Below are 21,597 nucleotides of genomic sequence, written 5' to 3' on the forward strand. Positions count from 1 at the left end.
GATGTCAAGCGGGGGCTTGAGCGCGGCCTATGCTGCGCTGCGTCATTGACGCCCGGGAGGGCTTCCGCCATGGCGAGCCGCCATGAGCGTTGCACCCCTCTTCACCCCCCCGGCGCGCGATCCCGCGCGCTCGTTCCAGGACATGATCCTGACGCTCCACGATTTCTGGAGCCACGAGGCCGGCTGCATCATCCTCCAGCCCTATGACATGCGCATGGGGGCAGGGACCTTCCACACTGCGACGACCCTGCGCGCGCTCGGCCCCGAACCGTGGAACGCCGCCTTCGTCCAGCCCTGCCGCCGCCCGACCGACGGGCGCTATGGCGAGAACCCCAACCGGCTCCAGCACTACTACCAGTATCAGGTGATCCTGAAGCCCTCGCCGTCGGATATCCAGGAACTCTACCTCAAGAGCCTCGCTGCGATCGGCATCGACCCGCTGGCGCACGACATTCGCTTTGTCGAGGACGATTGGGAGAGCCCGACGCTCGGCGCATGGGGCCTTGGATGGGAAGTGTGGTGCGACGGGATGGAAGTCACCCAGTTCACCTATTTCCAGCAGATGGGCGGGTTCGACTGCAAGCCGGTCGCGGGCGAACTGACCTACGGGCTCGAGCGCCTCGCGATGTACATCCAGGGCGTCGACAACGTCTATGATCTCGCTTTCAACGGCGCCGGGGTGACGTATGGCGAGGTGTTCCTTGAGAACGAGCGCCAGATGTCGAAGTGGAACTTCGAGGTGGCGAACACCGACGCGCTCTCCGACCTCTTCGCCAAGGCCGAGGCCGAATGCCGCAATGCGCTGGCCGCTGGCGTTCCCATCGCCGCCTATGAACAGGCGGTCGAGGCGAGCCACGTCTTCAACCTCCTCCAGGCGCGCGGCGTGATCAGCGTGCAGGAGCGCGCCAGCTACATGGGCCGGGTGCGCGACCTCGCGCGCTCGTCGTGCGAGGCCTATGCGGCGAAGATGACGCCCGAGTGGCAGGCGAAATACCCCGGGTGGAGTCTCGTCTGATGGCCGACTTCCTGCTCGAACTGCGCTGCGAGGAAATCCCTGCCCGGATGCAGGCGGGCGCGCGCGCCGAACTCGAAAAGCTGTTCCGTCGCGAGCTCGATGCCGCGGGCGTTGCGGTGACCGAACTCACCGTCTGGTCGACCCCGCGCCGCCTCGCGCTGATCGCGCGCGGGTTGCCGCTCGCGACCGAAGCCGTGTCCGAAGAAGCCAAGGGCCCGCCCGAAGGCGCGCCTGATGCCGCGATCGACGGCTTCTGCAAGAAGAACGGCGTGACCCGCGAGGCTCTCGAGCTGCGGGACGTCAAGGGCCGCATGACGTGGTTCGCGGTCGTGAACACCCCGGGCCGGGCGATGGCCGAGGTGCTGGCCCAAGCAATCCCCGCGATCATCCGCGACTTTGCCTGGCCCAAATCGATGCGCTGGGGCGCGGCCTCGATCAGCACGGACTCGATCCGCTGGGTGCGCCCGCTCTCGGGCATCGTCGCGCTGCTCGATTCCGAGGTGATCGACATCGAGGTCGGCGGCATCCGTTCGGGTGCGGCGACGATGGGGCATCGCTTCCACCACGAGGGCCCGATCACCATCGGCAGCGCCGATGACTACGCCGAGAAGCTGCGCGCCTGCCACGTGATCGTCGACCATGAGGAGCGCGCGCGCATGATCCGCGAGGGCGCGCGCGCCGCCGCCGCCGCGGCGGGGCTCACCCTGGTCGAGGACGAGGGCCTCGTCGTGGAGAACGCCGGCCTCACCGAATGGCCCGTGCCGCTGCTCGGCCGCTTCGACGAGGCGTTCCTCGACGTGCCGCCCGAAGTGATCCAGCTCACCGCGCGGGTGAACCAGAAGTATTTCGTGTGTGAAACCCCCCTCCCGCTTGCGGGAGGGGCAGGGGGTGGACACGAAGCCGCGCCCGCCGACTATCCCACCCCCGACCCCTCCCGCAAGCGGGAGGGGGGTAGACTCGCCAACGCCTTCGTCTGCACCGCCAACATCACCCCCGCCGATCCGGCGGTGGTGGTCGACGGCAACCGCAAGGTGCTGGCGGCGCGGCTGTCCGACGCGCGGTTCTTCTGGGAGCAGGACCAGAAGACCCCGCTCGCCGAGCACGCGAAGAAGCTGTCGCGCATCACCTTCCACGAGAAGCTCGGCACCGTCGCCGACAAGGTCGAGCGCGTCGCGAAGCTGGCGCGGTGGTTGTGCGAGGAGGGGATTGTCACCGATACCCCCCTCCCGCCTGCGGGAGGGGAGTCTGGCCGACCTCGCGGAAGCAGCCGCGCGCCTCGCCAAGGCCGATCTCGTCACCGAGATGGTCGGCGAGTTCCCCGAATTGCAGGGTCTGATGGGCGGCCATTACGCCGCGAAGGAAGGTCTGCCGCACGAGGTCGCCGAGGCGATCCGCGATCACTACAAGCCGGTCGGGCAGGGGGACGATGTGCCCACCGCGCCGGTGACTGTGGCGGTGTCGCTGGCGGACAAGCTGGATACGCTGCGCTCCTTCTTTGCGATCGACGAAAAGCCGACCGGCTCGAAGGATCCCTTTGCCCTACGCCGCGCCGCGCTCGGCATCATCCGGCTCATCACCGAGAACGGCCTGCGTTTTGGCGTGGCCGAAGGTGACCTCCTCGACTTCTTCGCCGACCGCCTCAAGGTGCAGCAGCGCGAGGCGGGCGTCCGGCACGACCTCATCGATGCGGTCTTCGCGCTCGGCGGGGAAGACGATCTCGTTCGCCTGCTCGCCCGCGTCCATGCGCTTCAGGCCTTCGTCAACACCGAGGACGGCGCCAACCTCCTCGCGGGCTACAAGCGCGCGGCGAACATCCTCAAGAAGGAGGGCTACGAAGGCCCCTCGGCCATGCCCGACCCGCAGGTCCTCGCCAGCCTCAAGGAGCGCAACGAGGGCATCCCCGACACCGGCGAGGAGGACCCGCTCGCGCTGGTCGACGATCCCGACGTGGGCGACATCCTCGCCGCCGAGGCGAGGGCCGATCCCGGGCTTTCCTACACCCCGGAGCCGGCCGAAAAGGCGCTGATCGACGCGCTCGACGCCGCCGCCCCGCGCGCTGCCGCCGCGGTGGAGGCCGAGAAGTTCGCCGACGCGATGGCTGCGCTGGCCACCTTGCGCGCCCCCATCGACCGGTTCTTTGAAGAGGTGACCGTCAACGACCCCGTGGCCGAGAAGCGCGATGCGCGTCTCGCTCTCCTGGCGCGTTTCCGCGATGCGGTGCACCGTGTCGCCGATTTCGGCCGGATCGAGGGATGATTTCTCCCGCCGCCCCCCTGTCCTGTCCGCTTGAAGAAGGCGGGCGATTTCAAGGGGAAGGCACCCGATTCAAGGCGGACAGGGTGTCCGCTTTGTCCGCTTTGTCCGCTTAACCACTTGCCTCGGGGACTGCCATGAGCTTGAAGACGGTCTATGTATTCGGAGGCGCCGCCGACCATTCCGACCCGCGCCAGAAGGACAAGACCGTCACCGGGGGCAAGGGCGCGAACCTTGCCGAGATGGCCTCGATCGGCCTGCCGGTCCCCCCGGGTTTCACCATCACCACCGAGGAATGCGTCGCCTACCTCAGGGACGGTGCGGGCTTCTCCGATGGCCTGAAGACCGCCGTGGCGAAGGCGCTTGCCCATGTCGAGGCGACCGTCGGCAAGCGGTTCGGCGACGCGGGCGATCCGCTGCTGGTCTCGGTCCGCTCGGGCGCGCGGGTGTCGATGCCGGGGATGATGGACACGGTCCTCAACCTCGGGCTCAACGATGCGACCGTGGAGGGGCTTGCGGCCTCGAGCGGGGACGCGCGCTTCGCCTGGGATAGCTACCGCCGCTTCATCCAGATGTATTCCGACGTGGTGCTCGGGATCGATCACGGGCTGTTCGAAGAGGCGCTCGAGATCGCCAAGGAAGACAAGGGCTTCTACAACGACACCGAGATGGGGGCCGAGGACTGGCAGGCGCTCGTCGGCGAGTACAAGGGGATCGTCGAGGAGGAACTTGGCCGACCCTTCCCGCAGGACGTGACAGAGCAGTTGTGGGGCGCGATCCGCGCGGTGTTCGACAGCTGGGATTCGGACCGCGCCAAGGTCTACCGCCGCCTCAACGACATCCCCGGCGACTGGGGCACCGCGGTCAACGTCCAGGCGATGGTGTTCGGCAACATGGGCGAGACGAGCGCCACCGGGGTCGCCTTCACCCGAGATCCGGCGACCGGCACCCGCGCCTATTACGGCGAATACCTGATCAACGCGCAAGGCGAGGACGTGGTCGCGGGCATCCGCACGCCGCAATACCTCACGAAGGCCGCGCGCGAGGCGGCGGGGGCGAAGCCGCTGTCGATGGAAGAGGCTCTGCCTGAAGCCTATGCGGAGCTCGCCCGCGTTTTCGATCTGCTCGAGCGGCACTATCGCGACATGCAGGACATCGAGTTCACCGTCGAGCGCGGCAAGCTCTGGATGCTCCAGACCCGCTCGGGCAAGCGCACGGCCAAGGCCGCGCTCAAGATGGCGGTCGACATGGTGGGCGAGGGCCTGATCGACGAGCGCGAGGCGGTGCGCCGCGTCGACCCGATGGCCTTGGATCAGTTGCTCCACCCGACCCTCGACCCCAATGCCGAGCGTCATGTGCTGACCACGGGTCTGCCGGCCTCGCCGGGCGCAGCGGCAGGCAAGATCGTGCTCGATGCCGACACCGCCGAGCAATGGGCGGGCCGCGGCGAGAAGGTCATTCTCGTCCGTGTCGAGACCTCGCCGGAGGACATCCACGGGATGCACGCGGCGCAGGGCATTCTCACCGCGCGCGGCGGCATGACCAGCCACGCCGCGGTGGTCGCCCGCGGGATGGGGCGCCCCTGCGTTTCGGGTGCGGGCGCCGTCTCGATCGACCGGGCTTCGCGCACCCTCAAGATCGGCTCCACCGAGCTGAAGGAGGGCGATGCCATCACCCTCGACGGCTCGACCGGGCAAGTGATGCTCGGCATCGTCCCGACGGTGGAGCCCGAGCTCGCGGGCGATTTCGGCACGCTGATGGTCTGGGCCGACAAGCTCAGGCGCATGAAGGTCCGCACCAATGCCGAGACGCCCGACGACTGCCGCATGGCGCGCCAATTCGGGGCCGAGGGGATCGGGCTGTGCCGCACCGAGCACATGTTCTTCGAGGCCTCGCGGATCAGCGCGGTGCGCCAGATGATCCTCGCCGACGACGAGGCGGGCCGCCGGCGGGCGCTCGACAAGCTGCTCCCGGAACAGCGCGCGGACTTCCAGTCGATCTTCGAGGTGATGGCGGGCCTGCCCTGCACGATCCGCCTGCTCGATCCCCCGCTCCACGAGTTCCTTCCGCACGCCGACGAGGAATTCGCCGAGCTGGCGGACGCGACCGGCCTCGGGGTCGATCACCTGAAGCGCCGCGCGGGCGAGCTCCACGAGTTCAACCCGATGCTCGGCCACCGCGGCTGCCGCTTGGGGATCACCTTCCCCGAGATCTACGCCATGCAGGCCCGCGCGATCTTCGAGGCGGCCTGCGCGGTGAAGTCCGCGAGCGGGGAGGCTCCGCTGCCCGAGATCATGATCCCGCTGGTCGCGACCAAGCGCGAGCTCGCGATCCTCAAGGCCCTCGTTGACCGCGAGGCCGAGGCCGTCTTCGCCGAGACCGGCACGCGCGTCGACTACCTCGTGGGCACGATGATCGAACTGCCGCGCGCCGCGCTGATGGCGGGCGAGATCGCCGAGGAGGGGGCGTTCTTCTCCTTCGGCACCAATGACCTCACGCAGACCACCCTCGGCGTCTCCCGCGACGATGCCGCACGGTTCCTCAGCGTCTATGTCGAGAAGGGGATCTTCCCGCGCGATCCCTTCGTCAGCCTCGATGTCGAGGGCGTCGGCCAGCTGGTCGAGCTCGCGGCCGAGCGGGGCCGGGCGACGCGGCCCGACATCAAGCTCGGCATCTGCGGCGAGCACGGCGGGGACCCGGCGAGCATCGCCTTCTGCGAGAGCGTCGGGCTCGATTACGTCAGCGCCTCGCCCTACCGCGTGCCGATCGCGCGGCTGGCGGCGGCCCAGGCTGCGCTGAAGAGGGCCTAGGTCCCGGCGAGCGAGCGCCGCCCGGTGAGGGTGACGATCTCGAAGGTCTCGGCCGTCTTGCCATCCGCATCGGCTTGCGCGGCGAAGGCGGCGCGGGCGCGCTCCAGTGCCGCCTTGCCGAGCGGCGCGGCGGGCCTGGCGAGGGCATTGCCGAGCCCCTGGTCGCGCAGGTCGGCGACGAGCCGGTCGAGCGAGGAATAGCGCACGGTCAGCGCGTGGGTGTCGACCACCGGGTCCTTCCACCCGGCGCGCTGGAGCAGGGCGGGGGCGGCGCGCGGATCGACCAAGGGGTGGATGCGCGCCGCCGGCCGCTCGGGCTCGGCGGCAAGCATCGCGGCGCGCAGGGCCGGGAGGCTCTGCCCGCCGATGAAGTGCGCCATCACCAGCCCGCCGGGCGCGAGCGCCGCGCGCAGGTGGATCAGCGCGCCGGGCAAGTCGTTCACGGCATCGAGCAGGCCGAGGACGACGATCAGGTCGTGCCCGCCGACCGGATGGGGCGCCTCGAGATCGAACCCCTGCGGTGCCGCGACCTCGGTGCCCCGGGCGCGCAGCGCGGCGGCGAGGGTGCCCGTCCAGTCGCCGATCACCAGCGCGCGGGCGGGCTCGAAGCGCAGAAAGGCGAGACGTTCGAGCGTGTCCTCGACCATGTCCTCGGCGAGGAAGCGCGCGGCCCCCGGCTGCACCGCGCGCCGTGCGGCACGCAGAAGGCGCATCGCCCGGCGGTGCGGGCTGAAGATCGTGGGGATCGCGCGGGCGTTCATGCGCCCGCACTGCCGCGCTTGCCTACCAAGCGCAAGCCATGCGACATTCCGGGGCGATGGCAGTCGTCCGCGATCTCGTGCGCTCGGTGCAACCGCTGGTGGATTTCGTCTACCCGCCGCGCTGCGCCGCCTGCGGGGTCGCGCTCGCCGCGCAGGACGGGCTGTGCTCGGAATGCTGGGCGACGCTCGAGGTGCCGCCGCTCGCCGAGGGCGGCGTCGTGGCGATCTATGCCGCGACCTATTACAACGACACCTCGCGCCGGCTGGTGCTCGCCTACAAGCATGGCGGGCGGATCGCGCTGTCGCGGCTGCTCGCCCGGCTGATCGCCGCGCGCATGCCCGAGCCTGCGCCGGGCCGTCCGCCGCCGCTGCTGGTGCCGGTGCCACTCCACCGCTGGCGCCTGTGGCAGCGCGGCTTCAACCAGGCGGCGCTGCTCGCGCGCGAGCTGGAGCGCTTCGGCAAGGGCAGGGCGGAGGTCGCCGCGCTGGTGCGGCACAGGCGCACGCCGAACCTCGGCGGGCTCGGGCGCGACGACCGCGAGCGGGTGCTGCGCGGCGCGATCCGGCTCGACCCGGCGCACGCCGCGCGGCTCGCAGGGCGCAACGTGGTTCTGGTCGACGACGTGCTGACCAGCGGAGCGACGAGCCGCGCGTGCATCGCCGCGATCGCCGGGGCACGGCCGGCAAGCATCGCGCTCGCCTGCTTCGCGCGGGTCGATGCCGAGCACCGCCTCGAACATGTCTGAGTCCAGCCAAAACATAACGCCCGGGACCTTGCGATCCCGGGCGCCACGTGACGAAACGGTGTGGATCCACCCTTGCGGGCCTTGGCAGCCACCCCCTAGATTGGCTGCCGGGATCCTGTCCCTATCGTTCAACCGGTCGCACTGGCACCCCGCTGCCAGTCTGCGGTCCGGTCACCCCCTGAACGAGGCACCGGGCGGTGCCGCTGTTCGGCGGAGAACCCCTTGCGAGAGTTCCTGTCCGTCTTGTTCCACTCTGTTGCAGCGGGCGGAAGACCTAACCGGAGACCGGCGCGTTTTTTGCAGCGTGCTGTTGTCACATTGCAACAATCGTCGCATGAGCCGCGACATGATCTGGCCAAATGGGAGCGTTCAGTGACCGAGACTTGCCTGACACCCGAGGAACGCGAGCGCGGGACGATATTCGCGCCGCGGTTCGATTCGGCGGGGCTGCTCACCGCGGTCGTGGTCGACGACGCTTCGGGCGAGGTGCTGGTGGTCGCGCACATGAACGCCGAGGCGCTGGAGCAGACCCTCGCCACCGGCAAGGTGCACTTCTGGTCGCGCTCGCGCGGCAGGCTATGGATGAAGGGCGAGACCTCGGGCCATGTCCTCGCGGTGGAGGCGGTGCTGGTCGACTGCGACCAGGACGCGCTGGTGATCCGTGCCACGCCCGCCGGGCCGACGTGCCACACCGGCGAGCGAAGCTGCTTCTACCGGCAGATCGAGCTGCGCGAGGGCGAACCCTTGTTGTCGTTGCGAGGGACTTGACGCTCACGTAAACGTAAGGTAGAGGGCGGCATGGCTACCGCTCCCGCACCCTCCGACCTCGCCGCCGAGCCGCGCCGCAACGGCGCCCATCTCGAGCGCCCGGACGTTCACGAACGCGAACAGTTCACCATTTCCGACCTTACCTCGGAATTCGGCTGCACCGCCCGCGCGCTGCGCTTCTACGAGGACGAGGGGCTGATCAGCCCGGCCCGCATCGGCCTCACCCGCGTCTATTCCAAGCGCGACCGCGCCCGCCTCGCGTGGATCATGCGCGCCAAGAATGTCGGCTTCTCGCTCACCGAGATCCGCGAGATGATCGACCTCTACGATCTTGACGACGGCCGGGTCGAGCAGCGCCGGGTCACCATCGCCAAGTGCCGCGAGCATATCGCCAAGTTGAAGGCCCAGCGCGACGACATCGATTCGTCGATCAAGGAACTTACCGACTTCGTGGCCGAAATCGAAAAGCTCGACCTCGGCTGAGCCGCTAAGGCTCCCGCACAAGTTCAAATCCGCCGCATACCAGAGGGATCCGTCATGCCGACCTATACCGCGCCCACCCGCGACACGCGCTTCGTCGTCAACGAGGTGCTCGACCTTGCCAGCTACGGCAACCTGCCGGGCTTCGAGAACGCCACCCCCGACATGATCGACACGGTCATCAACGAGGCCGGCAAGTTCTGCGCCGAGGTGCTCGCGCCGATCAACCAGGCGGGCGACGAACACGGCTGCACCCGTCACGAAGACGGCAGCGTCACCACCCCCCCGGGCTTCAAGGAGGCTTACCAGGCCTATGTCGAGAGCGGCTGGGGCACGCTCGCCCAGCCCGAGGAATTCGGCGGGCAGGGTCTCCCCCACGTGCTCGGCTTCGTGCTCGAGGAATATACCGGCACCGCCAACCAGGCCTTCGCGATGTATCCCGGCCTCACCAACGGCGCGATCGCCGCGATCATCGCCAAGGGTTCGGAGGAGCAGAAGGCGACCTACGTGCCCAAGATGATCTCGGGCGAGTGGTCGGGCACCATGAACCTTACCGAGCCGCACTGCGGCACCGATCTCGGCATGATCCGCACCAAGGCCGTGCCGAACGGCGACGGCACCTATGCGATCACCGGCACCAAGATCTTCATCTCGGCCGGCGAGCATGACCTCACCAGCAACATCATCCACCTGGTGCTCGCCAAGACCCCGGGCGCGCCTGACAGCACCAAGGGCATCTCGCTGTTCATCGTGCCCAAGTTCATCCTCGACGAGAACGGCAACCCCGGCGAACGCAACGGCGTCACCTGCGGTTCGATCGAGAAGAAGATGGGCATCCACGGCAACGCCACCTGCCTGCTCAACTACGACGGCGCCACCGGCTACCTCGTCGGCGAGGAGAACAAGGGGCTCGCCGCGATGTTCATCATGATGAACGCCGCCCGGCTCGGCGTCGGCATTCAGGGCTATGCCCAGGCCGAGGTCGCCTATCAGAACGCGGTCAACTACGCGCTCGACCGGCGCCAGGGCCGCGCGCTGACCGGCCCGGCCGACCCGGAAGCCAAGGCCGATCCGATCTTCGTCCACCCCGACGTGCGCCGGATGCTGATGGACGCCAAGGTCTTCACCGAGGCGATGCGCGCCCTGTGCCTGTGGGGTGCGCTCCAGGTCGATCTCACCCACAAGGCGCAGACGCCGGAGGAGCGCGAGACGGCCGACCTGCTGATCGGCCTCATGACCCCGGTCATCAAGGGCTACGGCACCGACAAGGGCTACGACATCGCCACCAACATGCAGCAGGTCTATGGCGGCCACGGCTATGTGCGCGAGTGGGGCATGGAGCAGTTCGTGCGCGATAGCCGCATCGCGATGATCTACGAAGGCGCGAACGGCGTGCAGGCGATGGACCTGTGCGGCCGCAAGCTCGCCGCGGGCGGCGGCAAGGCGATCCAGGCCTTCTTCGCGATGATCGACGAGGAGATCGCTTCGGCGAAGCAGGTGCCCGAGCTCGCCTCGGTCGCCGAACGCCTCGAGAAGGCCCTGGGCGAGCAGAAGGCGGCGACCATGTGGTTCATGCAGAACGCCATGGCGAATCCGAACCACCTCGGCGCGGGCGCGCATCACTACATGCACATCATGGGGATCGTCACGCTCGGCTACTTCTGGCTGAAGATGGGCAAGGTCGCGGCGGCCACCCTTGCTGGCGAGCCCGAGGACCGCGGCTTCTACGAGGCGAAGCTGGTCTCGGCGAACTACTACGCCGAGCGCTTCCTTCCCGACGCCGGGGCGCTGCGGCGCAAGCTCGAGGCGGGCAGCGAATACATGATGAAGTTGCCCGCAGAGGCCTTCGCGACCGCCGCTTGAGGCTTCTCCGATCCTACGTGAACGAAGGGCCATCCTGCACCGGCAGGGTGGCCCTTTGTTTCACGCGAAACATCGCCGCACAGCGGTGATGAAGGGGGGCAAGAGGGATCTGGAGGGGGTCTGGAGGGGGTCAAGACCGGGTCTGGACCGGGCCAGGGCGCGGCTACTCGAGCATCCCCATCATCCGCTGCGAGCCGGCCTTGATCTTGAGTCCCTTGGCCGCCGGGGGCGCGACGGGGCGCTCCCACAGGCTTGCCGAGCCGCCGAGCGCCGGGCGAGGGCGGGGCGCAGCGGCGACCTTGACCGGGAGGCGCACCGGCTCGGGCGCGGGAGCGGGCTCCGGTTCGGGAGCGGCCGCGACGACGGGTTCGGGTGCGGGAGCCACCGCGACGGGCTCGGGCTCCGGCTCCGGCTCCGGAGCGGGCGGAGGCGGAGCGGGGGCAGCGACCTGCTGCGGCGCCGGGGGAGGAACCTGCTGCGGCGCAGGCGCCAGCGCAGGCGCGGCGGGCGCGGCCTCCTCCTGCCCGTTGACGCTCGCCAGAATCTTCGCCGCCACCTCCTCGACCGAGCCGACCACCAGCAGCGGCTGGCTGCCGATGATGCCGACATTGGTCTGCCCGTTCTCCGCGGTGCGCAGCCACGCGACGTTCTCGGCCACCACGAGATAGTTGCCGCCGCGCGATTCGAGCTTGATGAATTTCATGCCACGCCGTGTCCCGGGGAGGTTCGCGAGATGTCCTTGCGGACGATCCGCTGGTGCTAGCGCCCGGAAAGTTAAGGAATCGGCCTATGCCGGACCGGCTCACCGCGCCGGCGCGACCTCGTCGATCAGCCCCATCAGCGCCGCCCAGGACTGGCGGTCGGCAGTCGCGTCATAGGCGGGGTTGGGTTCGCCCATGGCGTCAAGCGGATTGGTGAAGCCGTGCTCGACCCGCGCGAAGGACAGGAAGTGCCAATCGGCGCCGACCGCGTCCATCTCCTCCCAGAAGGCGGTGACGTCGGCGCGCGGCACCAGCGAGTCCGCGTCGCCGTGACAGACCAGCAGCCGCGGCTTGATCGGCGCGGCGGCCGGCAGGGGCGTTGCGAGGAGCCCATGGAAGCTCGCCGCCAGCGCGAAGTCCGCGCCGTCGCGGGCGAGCTCCAGCACCGCCATCCCGCCGAGGCAGAAGCCGATCGCAATCACCGGGACGCCCGGTGCGAGCCCCTCGAGCGCCTCCAGCGTCGCGCGCAGCCGCACCCGCATCGCCCGCGGGTCGGCGCGCAGGGCGGTCATCGCCGCAAAGGCGCTCGCCATGTCGTGCGGGGCGGCAGGGCCGTAGAAATCCCCGATCAGCGCCGCGCATCCCGCCGCGGCGAGCGCGCGCGCCTTGGCCTCGACCCCGGGGGTCGTGTTCATGAAGGTCGGGAACACCGCCACCGCCGCCCGTGCCGGGCCCGAGGGCCGCGCCAGCCACCCGGTCAGCGCGGTGTCCCCGTCGGCATAGGCGATCCGCTCGAGCGCGCTCATTCGACCGGCAGGAAGTCGGGGACCGAGAGATAGCGCTCGCCGGTGTCGTAGTTGAAGCCGAGCACCCGCGCGCCCGCCGGCAGCTCCGGCAGCTTGCTGGCGATCGCCGCGAGGGTCGCGCCCGAGGAGATGCCGACCAGCATCCCTTCCTCGCGCGCGGCGCGGCGGGCCATTTCCTTGGCCTCCTCGGCATCGACGGTGATCGCCCCGTCGATGGCGTTCGTGTGGAGGTTGCCGGGGATGAAGCCGGCGCCGATGCCCTGGATCGGGTGCGGGCCGGGCTGGCCGCCGTTGATGACCGGCGAAAGCGCGGGCTCGACGCCATAGGCCTTGAGGCCGGCCCAGTGCTTCTTCAGCTCCTCCGCGCAGCCGGTGAGGTGCCCGCCGGTGCCGACCCCGGTGATGAGCACGTCGATGGGCGTCTCGGCGAAGTCGGCGAGAATCTCCTGCGCGGTGGTGCGGGCGTGGACCGCGGGGTTCGCGGCATTGTCGAACTGGCTCGGCATCCACGCGCCCGGGGTGCTGGCGACGAGCTCCATCGCGCGCTCGATCGCGCCCTTCATGCCCTTCTCGCGCGGGGTGAGATCGAAGCTCGCGCCATAGGCGAGCATCAGGCGGCGGCGCTCGATCGACATGCTCTCGGGCATGACGAGGACGAGCCGGTAGCCCTTGACCGCGGCGACCATCGCGAGGCCGATCCCGGTATTGCCCGAGGTCGGCTCGACGATCGTGCCGCCCGGCTTGAGCGCGCCGCGCGCCTCGGCGTCCTCGACCATCGCGAGGGCGATGCGGTCCTTGATCGAGCCGCCCGGATTGGCCCGCTCGGACTTCACCCACACCTCGTGATCGGGGAACAGCCGCGCGAGGCGGATATGCGGGGTCCCGCCGATGGTGGCGAGAATGTTGTCGGCCTTCATGAAGATACCTCCCTCTTGAGTTCCTGCGGCTCGAAGCTGCGGGCGCGGCGGAGCTCGGGGAAATACCAGGCCCACACCAAGGTCACGAATATCGCACCCGCTCCGCCGAATACAACCGCGCCGACCGCCCCGAACAGCGCTGCGGCGAGCCCCGACTGCATCTCGCCGAGTTCGTTCGAGGCCGAGATGGCGAGGCCCGAGATCGCCGAGACGCGGCCGCGCTTGTCGTCGGGGGTGAAGAGCTGGACGAGCGAGCTCCTGATGAACACCGAGACCATGTCGACCGCGCCCATGCCTGCGAGGATCGCGAGCGAGAGCGCGAAGCTGCGCGAATAGGCAAAGGCGATGGTCAGCGCCCCGAAGGCGGCGACCGAAATGAGCATCTTGGCCCCCACTTCGCGCTCGAGCGGGCGGAACGAGAGCCACAGCGCGACGCTCGCCGCACCGAAGGCGGGGGCTGCGCGCATCAGGCCGAGACCCTCGGGTCCGACGTGGAGGATGTCGCGCGCGAAGACCGGCAGCAGCGCGGTCGCCCCGGCGAGCAGCACCGCGAAGAGGTCGAGCGTGATCGAACCGAGCAGGAACCGCTCGCGCCACACATAGGCAAGGCCGTCGATGATCTGCTTCAGGGGCCTCAGCGGCGGGCCCTCGTGCCGGGCGCGGATCGGGCGGACGGTTAGGATCAGCACCATCGCGGCCGCAAGCAGCCCGGCCGAGAGCGCGTGCGGGAGCCACTCGCGCTCGGCGAAGATCAGCCCGCCCACCGCCGGCCCGGCGACGCTCGCGGTCTGCCAGGCGATCGAGGAGGCGGCGATCGCGCGCGGCAGCAGGGCCGGGGGCACGACATTGGGCGCGATCGCGCTCATCGAGGGGCCGAGGAACACCCGTGCCGCGCCATGCGCCGCCGCGAGGGTGAAGAGGATCGGGAGGCTCAGCGCATCGGCCCAGGTCGCGAGCGCCAGCACCACCGCGACGCAGGCGTCGATCCCGTTGGCGAAGGCGGCGACGTGGCGCCGGTCGAAGCGGTCGGCGGCAAGTCCCGCGACCGGGGTCAGCACGAACAGGGGAATGAACTGCGCAAGGCCGAGCAGCCCGAGCTGGAACGAGGCCTCGGCGACGCTCATGCCGTAGTCGTCGCGCGCCACCGCGTAGAGCTGGTAGCCGAGCAGCACCACCATCGACATCGTCGCGAAGACGCCGAGGAACCGCGCCAGCCAGTAGCGGCGGTAGTCGGCGATCAGAAACGGGGAGGTGGGCTCGGGCAGGCTATCGGTCACCGGCGCGCCATGGCAGCCGATCCGCGCGCTGCCAAGCAGGCGAAACTTGTCAGGCCAGCAATTGCGCTTGGATCAGCGGGGCCGGCGCAGGCGCGGGTTGGGCTGCAGCTGGTCGATGATCGCGACGAAATCGTCGAGGCGGATGATCCGCTCGAACTGGAAGCCGGCGCGAGTGTCGCGGGTCCAGATCACGTAGGCCTCGATCCGGCCCACCACCGGCAGGCGGATGATGATCCGGTCGCCGCGCGCGAGGCGCTCGGCATTGTCGACCATGAAGCCGTGCGCGGAGAGGTTGCAGACGTGAAGGTGGAGATCGCCGTGCACGAAATGCTCGACGATCGCGGGAAAGTCGACCGGATGGCGCGCGGCGCGCCGCAGATCGGTTACGCTGAGATTAGCTCCGCTCGCCACGTGTCGCGATCCTTCCCTCCGTCTGTGTGACGCCGAGGGAATAGCCCGGGAAAGGCTGACAATTCGTAAAAGCGGCCTCTATCCTGAAGGACAGGGTCGGCTCAGCGGCGGACGAGCGCGTGCTTCTTCTTGCCGAGGCTGAGGCGCAGGGTCTCGCCTTCATCCGGCAGCACCAGGTGCGCCGGATCGGTGATCGCCTCGCCCTCGAGCCTGACCGCGTTCTCGGCGAGCTTGCGCTTGGCCTCGCCGTTCGAGGCGGTAAGGCCCACCTCGGTGAGCAGCGCGGCGATGCGCATGCCCTCGGGGCCGGTGGCGATGCTCGGCAGGTCCTCGCCCGCGCCCGAGCCCGCGAAGGTCTCGCGCGCGGTCGCCTCGGCGCGGATCGCCGCCTCCTCGCCGCGAACGAGCTTCGTGACCTCGTTGGCAAGGACGATCTTGGCCGCGTTGATCTCCGCGCCCGCGAGTGCCTCGAGCCGGGCGATCTCCTCGAGCGGGAGGTCGGTGAACAGCCGCAGGAACCGGCCGACGTCGGCATCGTCGACGTTGCGCCAGTATTGCCAGAAGTTGTAGGCCGGGAGCTGCTCCTCGTTGAGCCACACCGCGCCCGCCGCGGTCTTGCCCATCTTCGCCCCGCTCGCGGTGGTCAGCAGCGGGGTGGTGAGCCCGAACAGCTCGGTCCCGTCCATGCGGCGGCCGAGCTCGATCCCGTTGACGATATTGCCCCACTGGTCGGAGCCGCCCATCTGCAAGCGCACGCCGAGTTCGCAGGCCAAGTGCCTGAAATCATACCCTTGCAGGATCATGTAGTTGAATTCGAGGAAGGTCATCGGCTGCTCGCGCTCAAGCCGCTGGCGCACCGAGTCGAAGGTCAGCATGCGGTTGACCGTGAAGTGCGTGCCGACTTCCTGGAGGAGCTCGATGTAGCCGAGCTGCCCGAGCCAGTCGTGGTTGTTGACCATCACCGCGTCGGTCGGCTCGTCCCCGAAGGTCAGGAGCTTGTCGAAGACCGTCATGATCGAGGCGATGTTCGCCTCGATCGCCGCGTCGGTGAGCATCTTGCGGCTCTCGTCGCGCCCCGTCGGATCGCCGATCCGGGTCGTGCCGCCGCCCATCACCACCACCGGCTTGTGCCCGGCTTGCTGGAGACGGCGCAGCATCATGATCTGCACGAGACTGCCGATGTGGAGCGAAGGCGCGGTCGCGTCGAACCCGATATAGCCCGGCACCACCTGCTTCGCGGCAAGCGCGTCGAGCCCCGCGGCGTCGGTCAGCTGGTGGATGTAGCCCCGCTCGTCGAGCAGGCGCAGGAGGGCGGATTCGTAGGTGCTCATGGCAGGCGCCCCTATCAGGCGGGGTGCGCGACGGGAAGTGGCTTGCCGGGGGCGAGGGGAGGCGGCAGACAGGCGCGATGCACCCGCTGATGCTCCACGTGACCTGCGACCTCGGTCCGATCCGCGCCGTCACCGCCGCGGTGCGCGCGACGGCCGAGGGCTGCGAGGCCGAGTTCCGGCTCGACGGGCATATCGCGGGGATCGTCGTCCCCTCGCCCGCGGCCCCGGAGCGCCGCGACAACCTGTGGCAGACGACCTGCTTCGAGATCTTCTGGCAGCCGCTCGGGGGCACCGCCTACCGCGAGTTCAACCTCTCGCCCTCGGGCGCGTGGGCGGCCTACGACTTCGATTCGTTCCGGACGGGGATGCGCGATGCGCAGGTCGCGGCTGTCGCGCTCGCCTGCGCCCATGACGATCACGGCCTCGTCCTCACCGCAAGCATCGCCGCCGCGCTTGCCGACCCGGCGCAGGTCGCACTCAACTCCGTTGTCGAGAACGCCGACGGAAGCAAGCAGTACTGGGCGCTCGCCTTCCCGCCCGGCCGGCCCGAGTTCCATTCCGAGGCGAACCGCGCGCTGATCCTCGAGCGCTAGATTCCCGCCGCCTGCCGGAACGGGCGGTTCAGTTGCACGATCTTCCAGTTGAGCACGAAGGCGAAGCTCACCCACACGAGGTAGGGGACGTTGAGCCACCCGGCGAAGCTGTCGCCCACATTGCGCGGCAGCAGCACCACGAGGCTCAGCACCGAGAGCCACAGGAAGATGTTTTCGCCGAGCGCCCAGTCGGGGCGCTTCAGCTTGAAGAACAGCGGCGACCAGGCGAAGTGCAGCGCGAAGTTGACGCCGAACAGGCCCCACACGTGCGCCAGCGCCTCCGGGGAGGGCGCCTCGGTGAGACCGATGTAGAAGCTCCAGCCCGACAGGCCGAGGATCACCGTCCAGGCCGGGCCGAACAGCCAGTCGGGCGGCTGCCAGACGGGCTTCTTGAGGTCGCGATACCACGCGCCGATCTCGGTGAGCGCGCCGCCTGCGCCGCCGAGGATGATCGCCCATCCGGCGGCGATGGCGGCAGATGTCCAGTCGATGTCCATGGCAAGGTAACTGGCTGCCTGCGCGCAATGTTCCCGGGCCTCCAGCAAAGGATTGCCTTTGTCCGCCCGCTGTTCCAACGCTTCGCCCGATGACGACAGGCTCCTTCAAGACCGGCATCGACCGGCTGCTCGCCGATCCCGAACTCCTGCGCCAGCTCAAGGGGCGCCGCGTCGCGCTCGTCGCGCATCCCGCGAGCGTGACGGCGGACCTCGTCCACAGCCTCGACGCGCTGATCGCAGCGGGCGTGCAGGTCAACAGCGCCTTCGGCCCGCAGCACGGGCTCAAGGGCGACAAGCAGGACAACATGGTCGAGACCGCGGACGAGATGGACCCGCGCTACGGCATCCCGGTCTTCTCGCTCTACGGCGAGGTGCGCCGCCCGACAGGGCAGATGATGTCGAGCGCCGACGTCTTCCTGTTCGATCTCCAGGACCTCGGCTGCCGGATCTACACCTTCGTCACCACGCTCCTTTACCTGCTCGAGGAGGCGGCCAAGGCGGGCAAGGAGGTGTGGGTGCTCGACCGGCCCAACCCCGCCGGGCGCCCGGTCGAGGGGACGCTGCTGGTTCCGGGGCAGGAGAGCTTCGTCGGCGCCGCGCCGATGCCGATGCGGCACGGCCTCACGATGGGCGAGATGGGCCAGTGGTTCATCGCCCATTTCGGTCTCGACGTCGCCTACAAGGTGGTGGCGATGGAGGGTTGGCGTCCCGACGGCGAGGGCTTCGGCTGGCCGGCGTCGCGCCTGTGGATCAACCCCTCGCCCAATGCCGCCAACGTGAACATGGCGCGCGCCTATGCCGGCACGGTGATGCTCGAGGGCACGACCCTGTCCGAGGGGCGGGGCACCACGCGCCCGCTCGAGGTGCTGTTCGGCGCGCCGGACGTGGACGCGAGCGGGGTGCACAAGGTGATGGGCAAGCTCGCGCCGGACTGGCTGGCGGGCTGTGCAATCCGTGAATGCTGGTTCGAGCCGACCTTCCACAAGCACGCAGGAAAGCTCTGCAACGCACTGATGATCCACGCGGAAGGCGGATTTTACGATCACCATGCCTTCCGCCCCTGGCGCTTGCAGGCGCTCGCCTTCAAGGCGATCCGGGTGCTCTACCCCGACTACCCGCTGTGGCGCGACTTCCCCTACGAATACGAGCGCGAGCGGCTCGCGATCGACGTCATCAACGGCGGGCCTGCTCTACGCGAATGGGTCGACGATCCTGCGGCGCGGCCCGACGATCTCGACGCCATGACGTCACATGACGAAGCGGCATGGGTTGCCGAAGTGCGCGAGCACCTGCTTTACTGAGCAGCGTCGCTCCGGCACGAAAGCAGGCGCGACAAGGCGGGCAAACCGCCACCCATGGGAGAGAACAGGACGATGGCAACCGCGGCAGCGAGCGGCACGGGCGGGCAGTCCGTCCGCCTCACCTTGTGGATCCTGCTGGCGGTCTATGTCTTCAACTTCATCGACCGGCAGATCGTCAACATCCTCGCCGAGCCGATCGCGCGCGACCTCAAGCTGTCGGACACCCAGATCGGGCTGATGACGGGGCTTGCCTTCGCGCTGTTCTACACCTTCCTCGGCATCCCGATTGCGCGCTTCGCGGACCGGCCGACGACGAGCCGCCCGCGCCTCATTGCGGTGGCGCTCGCGCTGTGGTCGGCGATGACCGCGCTGTGCGGGCTCGCGCAGAACTTCTGGCAGCTGCTCCTCGCGCGCATCGGCGTCGGCGTGGGCGAGGCGGGGTGCACGCCGCCCGCGCATTCGCTCATCAGCGACATCGTGCCGCCCGACCGGCGCGCCTCGGCGCTCGCCTTCTATTCGCTCGGCATCCCCTTGGGGACCCTGCTCGGCATGATCATCGGCGGGACCCTGTCCGACCTCGTCGGCTGGCGCGAGGCCTTCTTCGTCGTCGGCCTGCCGGGGCTGCTGCTGGCCCCGGCCGTCTGGTTCGTGCTGCGGGAGCCGCGCCGCGCCGAGGCCGCGAGCCTGCCGCGCGCCGAGGACAGGCCCGCCGCGCTCCCCTTCGGCGAGGCGGTCGGCGCCATCATGCGCTCGCGCGCCTATGTGCTGCTGCTCCTCGCCGGCTCGGGCGCGTCCTTCCTCGCCTATGGCAAGGCGACCTGGACGACGATCTTCTTCCAGCGCACGCACGACCTCAGCGCGGGCCAGACCGGACTGTGGTTCGGGCTGATCGCGGGGGCCGGAGGGATGCTCGGAACGTGGCTCGGCGGCTACCTCGCCGACCGCTTCGGCGCGGTCAACCGCCGCCATGTGCTGAGCGCGCCCGCGATCGGCATGGCGCTCGCGGTGCCGATCGCGATCGCCGCCTACCACGCGCCGAGCTGGCCGCTGGCGCTGGTGCTGCTGTTCGTGCCGACGATGCTCAATTCCTTCTACTACGGCCCCTGCTACGCCGCGGCGCAGGGCCTCGTGCCGCTGAAGGCGCGCGCGGTGGCGGCGGCGAGCCTCTTGTTCTTCCAGAACCTCGTCGGGCTCGGCCTCGGGCCGCTGTTCTTCGGGATGCTGTCCGACGGGCTGCAACCGGCATACGGCGCGGAGTCGGTCCGCTACGTGCTCTACGGCGCGGCGGTGCTGGGGCTGGTGCCGGCGTTCTTCTTCTGGCGGTGCAGCCTGCACCTCGATGCGGAGCTCGACCGCAAGGGCTAGGGCTGCGCCGAGGCTTCGCACTCAGAGGGGAGATCACCCTTCACGAGAATGCGCTCGGCCAAGGTCTTGTCGTAGCCATCAAGGTGCAGCGCCACCACATCAGGAAAAGTCCGTCCCGTATCGAGATATGCGTCGGCAGGCTGCGGATAATTGCCTTCGTAGATCACCGCCGCGCGTCCCGAACCTTCGAGGCGATGTGTCACGAAGTCCATCATCGGATCGAAGGTGCTGAACCGCTCGTCCGGGTGCAAGGCGATGGCAAAACCGAGTCCGCAGACCAGACCTGGACCGACGAACCGTCTTGCCGACATGCCCTCCTCCCGTTCGCTGTCCGGAACGGGTTCGGAACGGGCCATGGGAACGTCGCGGGGCGGAGCCGGAGAGGAACAGGCCGACACCGCAAGCCCCGCGGCAACGAGGATGAGCGCAGGCCTCAAGCCCCGTGCTTGCGCGAGAGCTCCCGCATCGCGTCGTCCAGCCCCTCGAGCGTCAGCGGATACATCCGGTCGCCGACGATCTGCTTGATCATCTTGGTCGACTGCGAATAGCCCCACTGCTTCTCGGGCACCGGGTTGAGCCACACGGTCGCGGGGTAGGTGTTGGTCACGCGCTGGAGCCACACCGCGCCCGCCTCCTCGTTCATGTGCTCGACGCTGCCGCCCGGATGGGTGATCTCGTAGGGGCTCATCGCCGCATCGCCCACGAAGACGATCTTGTAGTCGTGGCCGTATTTGTGGAGCACGTCCCAGGTCTTGGTGCGTTCCTGCCAGCGGCGCTTGTTGTCCTTCCACACGCCCTCGTAGAGGCAGTTGTGGAAGTAGAAGAATTCGAGGTTCTTGAACTCGGCGGTGGCGGCGCTGAACAGCTCCTCGACGAGCTTGATGAAGGGGTCCATCGACCCGCCGACGTCGAGGAACAGCAGCAATTTCACGGCATTGCGCCGCTCGGGCCGCATGCGGATGTCGAGCCAGCCCTGCTTGGCGGTGCCCTCGATGGTTCCGGGAATGTCGAGCTCGTCGGCCGCGCCCTCGCGGGCGAAGCGCCTGAGCCGGCGCAGCGCCATCTTGATGTTGCGGGTGCCGAGTTCCTTGGTGTTGTCGAGGTTCTTGAACTCGCGCTTTTCCCAAACCTTGATCGCGCGGCCGTGCTTGGCCTCGCCGCCGATCCGCACGCCTTCCGGGTTGTAGCCGGAATTGCCGAAGGGGCTGGTGCCCCCGGTGCCGATCCACTTGTTGCCGCCCTGGTGGCGCTTTTCCTGCTCTTCCAGACGCTTCTTGAGCGTCTCCATGATCTCGTCCCAGTCGCCGAGGGACTTGATCGCCTCCATCTCCTCGGGCGTCAGGAACTTCTCGGCGACGGCCTTCAGCCAGTCCTCGGGGATGTCGACGGGGTGCTGGCCGTAATCGGTCATGATCCCCTTGAAGACCTTCTGGAACACCTGGTCGAAGCGGTCCAGCAGACCCTCGTCCTTCACGAAGGTCGCGCGGGAGAGGTAGTAGAAGGCTTCCGGAGTCTGCTCGATGACGTCCTTGTCGAGCGCCTCCAGCAGGGTGAGGTGCTCCTTGAAGGAGGCGCCGATCCCGGCGGCCCTGAGCTCGTCGACGAAATTGAAGAACATGGGCGCCTGCTTAACCGGACCTGCGAGGCCTGACCAGTCCCCTTTCTGAGGGGGCGCGAGGGGGGCAGGGGGCATTCCTTAACC

19 protein-coding genes and 1 pseudogene are annotated in these 21,597 nt (G+C 68.9%); 10 read left to right on the forward strand and 10 right to left on the reverse strand.

Going from position 1 to position 21,597, the window contains the following annotated elements; all coding sequences use genetic code 11:
* Positions 1-82 precede the first annotated feature (82 nt).
* From ACLBKU_RS08990 to ppdK, 3 genes and pseudogenes are all read left to right on the forward strand, one after another.
* Positions 83-1,015, forward strand: a complete 933-nt coding sequence (locus tag ACLBKU_RS08990; protein ID WP_410179213.1) for a glycine--tRNA ligase subunit alpha — start codon at positions 83-85, stop codon at positions 1,013-1,015.
* Positions 1,015-3,271: pseudogene (gene glyS, locus ACLBKU_RS08995) on the forward strand (glycine--tRNA ligase subunit beta). The gene ACLBKU_RS08990 and the pseudogene glyS overlap by 1 nt, the downstream one beginning before the upstream one ends.
* Positions 3,272-3,405: 134 nt before the next feature.
* The gene (ppdK, locus tag ACLBKU_RS09000; RefSeq protein WP_410179214.1) at positions 3,406-6,078 is read left to right on the forward strand and encodes a pyruvate, phosphate dikinase; all 2,673 of its coding nucleotides are present in this window, start codon (positions 3,406-3,408) and stop codon (positions 6,076-6,078) included.
* Here the strand turns inward: ppdK and ACLBKU_RS09005 are convergent.
* Positions 6,075-6,839 (reverse strand): methyltransferase domain-containing protein, encoded by a 765-nt coding sequence (locus ACLBKU_RS09005; protein WP_410179215.1) that lies wholly within the window; start codon positions 6,837-6,839, stop codon positions 6,075-6,077. The two genes, ppdK and ACLBKU_RS09005, sit on opposite strands and share 4 nt — an antisense overlap.
* A 56-nt stretch (positions 6,840-6,895) precedes the next feature.
* On the opposite strand from ACLBKU_RS09005, the gene ACLBKU_RS09010 reads away from it, so the two are divergent.
* The 4 genes from ACLBKU_RS09010 to ACLBKU_RS09025 all read left to right on the forward strand — a co-directional run bounded on the left by ACLBKU_RS09010 (position 6,896) and on the right by ACLBKU_RS09025 (position 10,696).
* Positions 6,896-7,585 carry a ComF family protein gene (locus tag ACLBKU_RS09010; protein ID WP_410179216.1) on the forward strand — a complete coding sequence of 230 codons (690 nt, stop codon included), beginning with the start codon at positions 6,896-6,898 and terminating at the stop codon, positions 7,583-7,585.
* 372 nt (positions 7,586-7,957) lie between these two features.
* Positions 7,958-8,353 carry a phosphoribosyl-AMP cyclohydrolase gene (gene hisI, locus ACLBKU_RS09015; RefSeq protein WP_410179217.1) on the forward strand — a complete coding sequence of 132 codons (396 nt, stop codon included), beginning with the start codon at positions 7,958-7,960 and terminating at the stop codon, positions 8,351-8,353.
* 30 nt (positions 8,354-8,383) lie between these two features.
* Complete coding sequence (locus ACLBKU_RS09020) at positions 8,384-8,836, forward strand: MerR family transcriptional regulator (protein WP_410179218.1); 453 nt, start codon at positions 8,384-8,386, stop codon at positions 8,834-8,836.
* A gap of 54 nt (positions 8,837-8,890) precedes the next feature.
* On the forward strand, positions 8,891-10,696 hold the full coding sequence (locus tag ACLBKU_RS09025) for an acyl-CoA dehydrogenase C-terminal domain-containing protein (protein WP_410179219.1): 1,806 nt from the start codon (positions 8,891-8,893) through the stop codon (positions 10,694-10,696).
* 163 nt (positions 10,697-10,859) lie between these two features.
* Here the strand turns inward: ACLBKU_RS09025 and ACLBKU_RS09030 are convergent, their stop codons facing one another.
* From ACLBKU_RS09030 to tyrS, 6 genes are all read right to left on the reverse strand, one after another.
* On the reverse strand, positions 10,860-11,399 hold the full coding sequence (locus ACLBKU_RS09030) for a hypothetical protein (protein WP_410179220.1): 540 nt from the start codon (positions 11,397-11,399) through the stop codon (positions 10,860-10,862).
* Positions 11,400-11,498: 99 nt separating this feature from the next.
* On the reverse strand, positions 11,499-12,203 hold the full coding sequence (locus ACLBKU_RS09035; RefSeq protein WP_410179221.1) for a dienelactone hydrolase family protein: 705 nt from the start codon (positions 12,201-12,203) through the stop codon (positions 11,499-11,501).
* Positions 12,200-13,120, reverse strand: a complete 921-nt coding sequence (cysK, locus tag ACLBKU_RS09040) for a cysteine synthase A (RefSeq protein ID WP_410179222.1) — start codon at positions 13,118-13,120, stop codon at positions 12,200-12,202. Before cysK ends, ACLBKU_RS09035 begins: the two co-directional genes overlap by 4 nt.
* Positions 13,117-14,397 (reverse strand): MFS transporter, encoded by a 1,281-nt coding sequence (locus ACLBKU_RS09045; protein ID WP_410179223.1) that lies wholly within the window; start codon positions 14,395-14,397, stop codon positions 13,117-13,119. Before ACLBKU_RS09045 ends, cysK begins: the two co-directional genes overlap by 4 nt.
* A 72-nt stretch (positions 14,398-14,469) precedes the next feature.
* Positions 14,470-14,808, reverse strand: coding sequence for a PilZ domain-containing protein (locus tag ACLBKU_RS09050; protein WP_410179224.1), 339 nt, complete (start codon positions 14,806-14,808; stop codon positions 14,470-14,472).
* Between the two features lie 101 nt (positions 14,809-14,909).
* Positions 14,910-16,139 (reverse strand): tyrosine--tRNA ligase, encoded by a 1,230-nt coding sequence (gene tyrS / locus ACLBKU_RS09055; RefSeq protein ID WP_410179225.1) that lies wholly within the window; start codon positions 16,137-16,139, stop codon positions 14,910-14,912.
* A 77-nt stretch (positions 16,140-16,216) separates the two neighbouring features.
* Between tyrS and ACLBKU_RS09060 the strand changes: the two genes are divergently transcribed.
* Entirely contained in the window at positions 16,217-16,732 is a 516-nt protein-coding gene (locus ACLBKU_RS09060) for a hypothetical protein (protein ID WP_410179226.1), read from the forward strand.
* On the opposite strand, the gene ACLBKU_RS09065 is transcribed toward ACLBKU_RS09060, so the two are convergent.
* Positions 16,729-17,229, reverse strand: coding sequence for a TspO/MBR family protein (locus tag ACLBKU_RS09065; protein ID WP_410179227.1), 501 nt, complete (start codon positions 17,227-17,229; stop codon positions 16,729-16,731). The two genes, ACLBKU_RS09060 and ACLBKU_RS09065, sit on opposite strands and share 4 nt — an antisense overlap.
* 89 nt (positions 17,230-17,318) lie before the next feature.
* Here ACLBKU_RS09065 and ACLBKU_RS09070 point away from each other — a divergent pair, with 89 nt between their 5' ends.
* Complete coding sequence (locus ACLBKU_RS09070) at positions 17,319-18,530, forward strand: exo-beta-N-acetylmuramidase NamZ domain-containing protein (protein ID WP_410179228.1); 1,212 nt, start codon at positions 17,319-17,321, stop codon at positions 18,528-18,530.
* A 72-nt stretch (positions 18,531-18,602) separates the two neighbouring features.
* Entirely contained in the window at positions 18,603-19,895 is a 1,293-nt protein-coding gene (locus ACLBKU_RS09075; protein ID WP_410179229.1) for a spinster family MFS transporter, read from the forward strand.
* Here ACLBKU_RS09075 and ACLBKU_RS09080 read toward each other — a convergent pair.
* Both ACLBKU_RS09080 and ACLBKU_RS09085 read right to left on the reverse strand, forming a co-directional pair.
* Positions 19,892-20,251, reverse strand: coding sequence for a hypothetical protein (locus ACLBKU_RS09080; protein WP_410179230.1), 360 nt, complete (start codon positions 20,249-20,251; stop codon positions 19,892-19,894). The two genes, ACLBKU_RS09075 and ACLBKU_RS09080, sit on opposite strands and share 4 nt — an antisense overlap.
* Positions 20,252-20,328: 77 nt before the next feature.
* Positions 20,329-21,513: a vWA domain-containing protein gene (locus tag ACLBKU_RS09085; RefSeq protein ID WP_410179231.1), complete on the reverse strand. Its 1,185-nt coding sequence runs from the start codon at positions 21,511-21,513 to the stop codon at positions 20,329-20,331.
* Positions 21,514-21,597 lie beyond the last annotated feature (84 nt).

Origin of the sequence: Erythrobacter sp. NE805, assembly GCF_046452355.1 — a bacterium.
In the GTDB taxonomy this organism is placed as follows: Bacteria; Pseudomonadota; Alphaproteobacteria; order Sphingomonadales; family Sphingomonadaceae; genus Erythrobacter.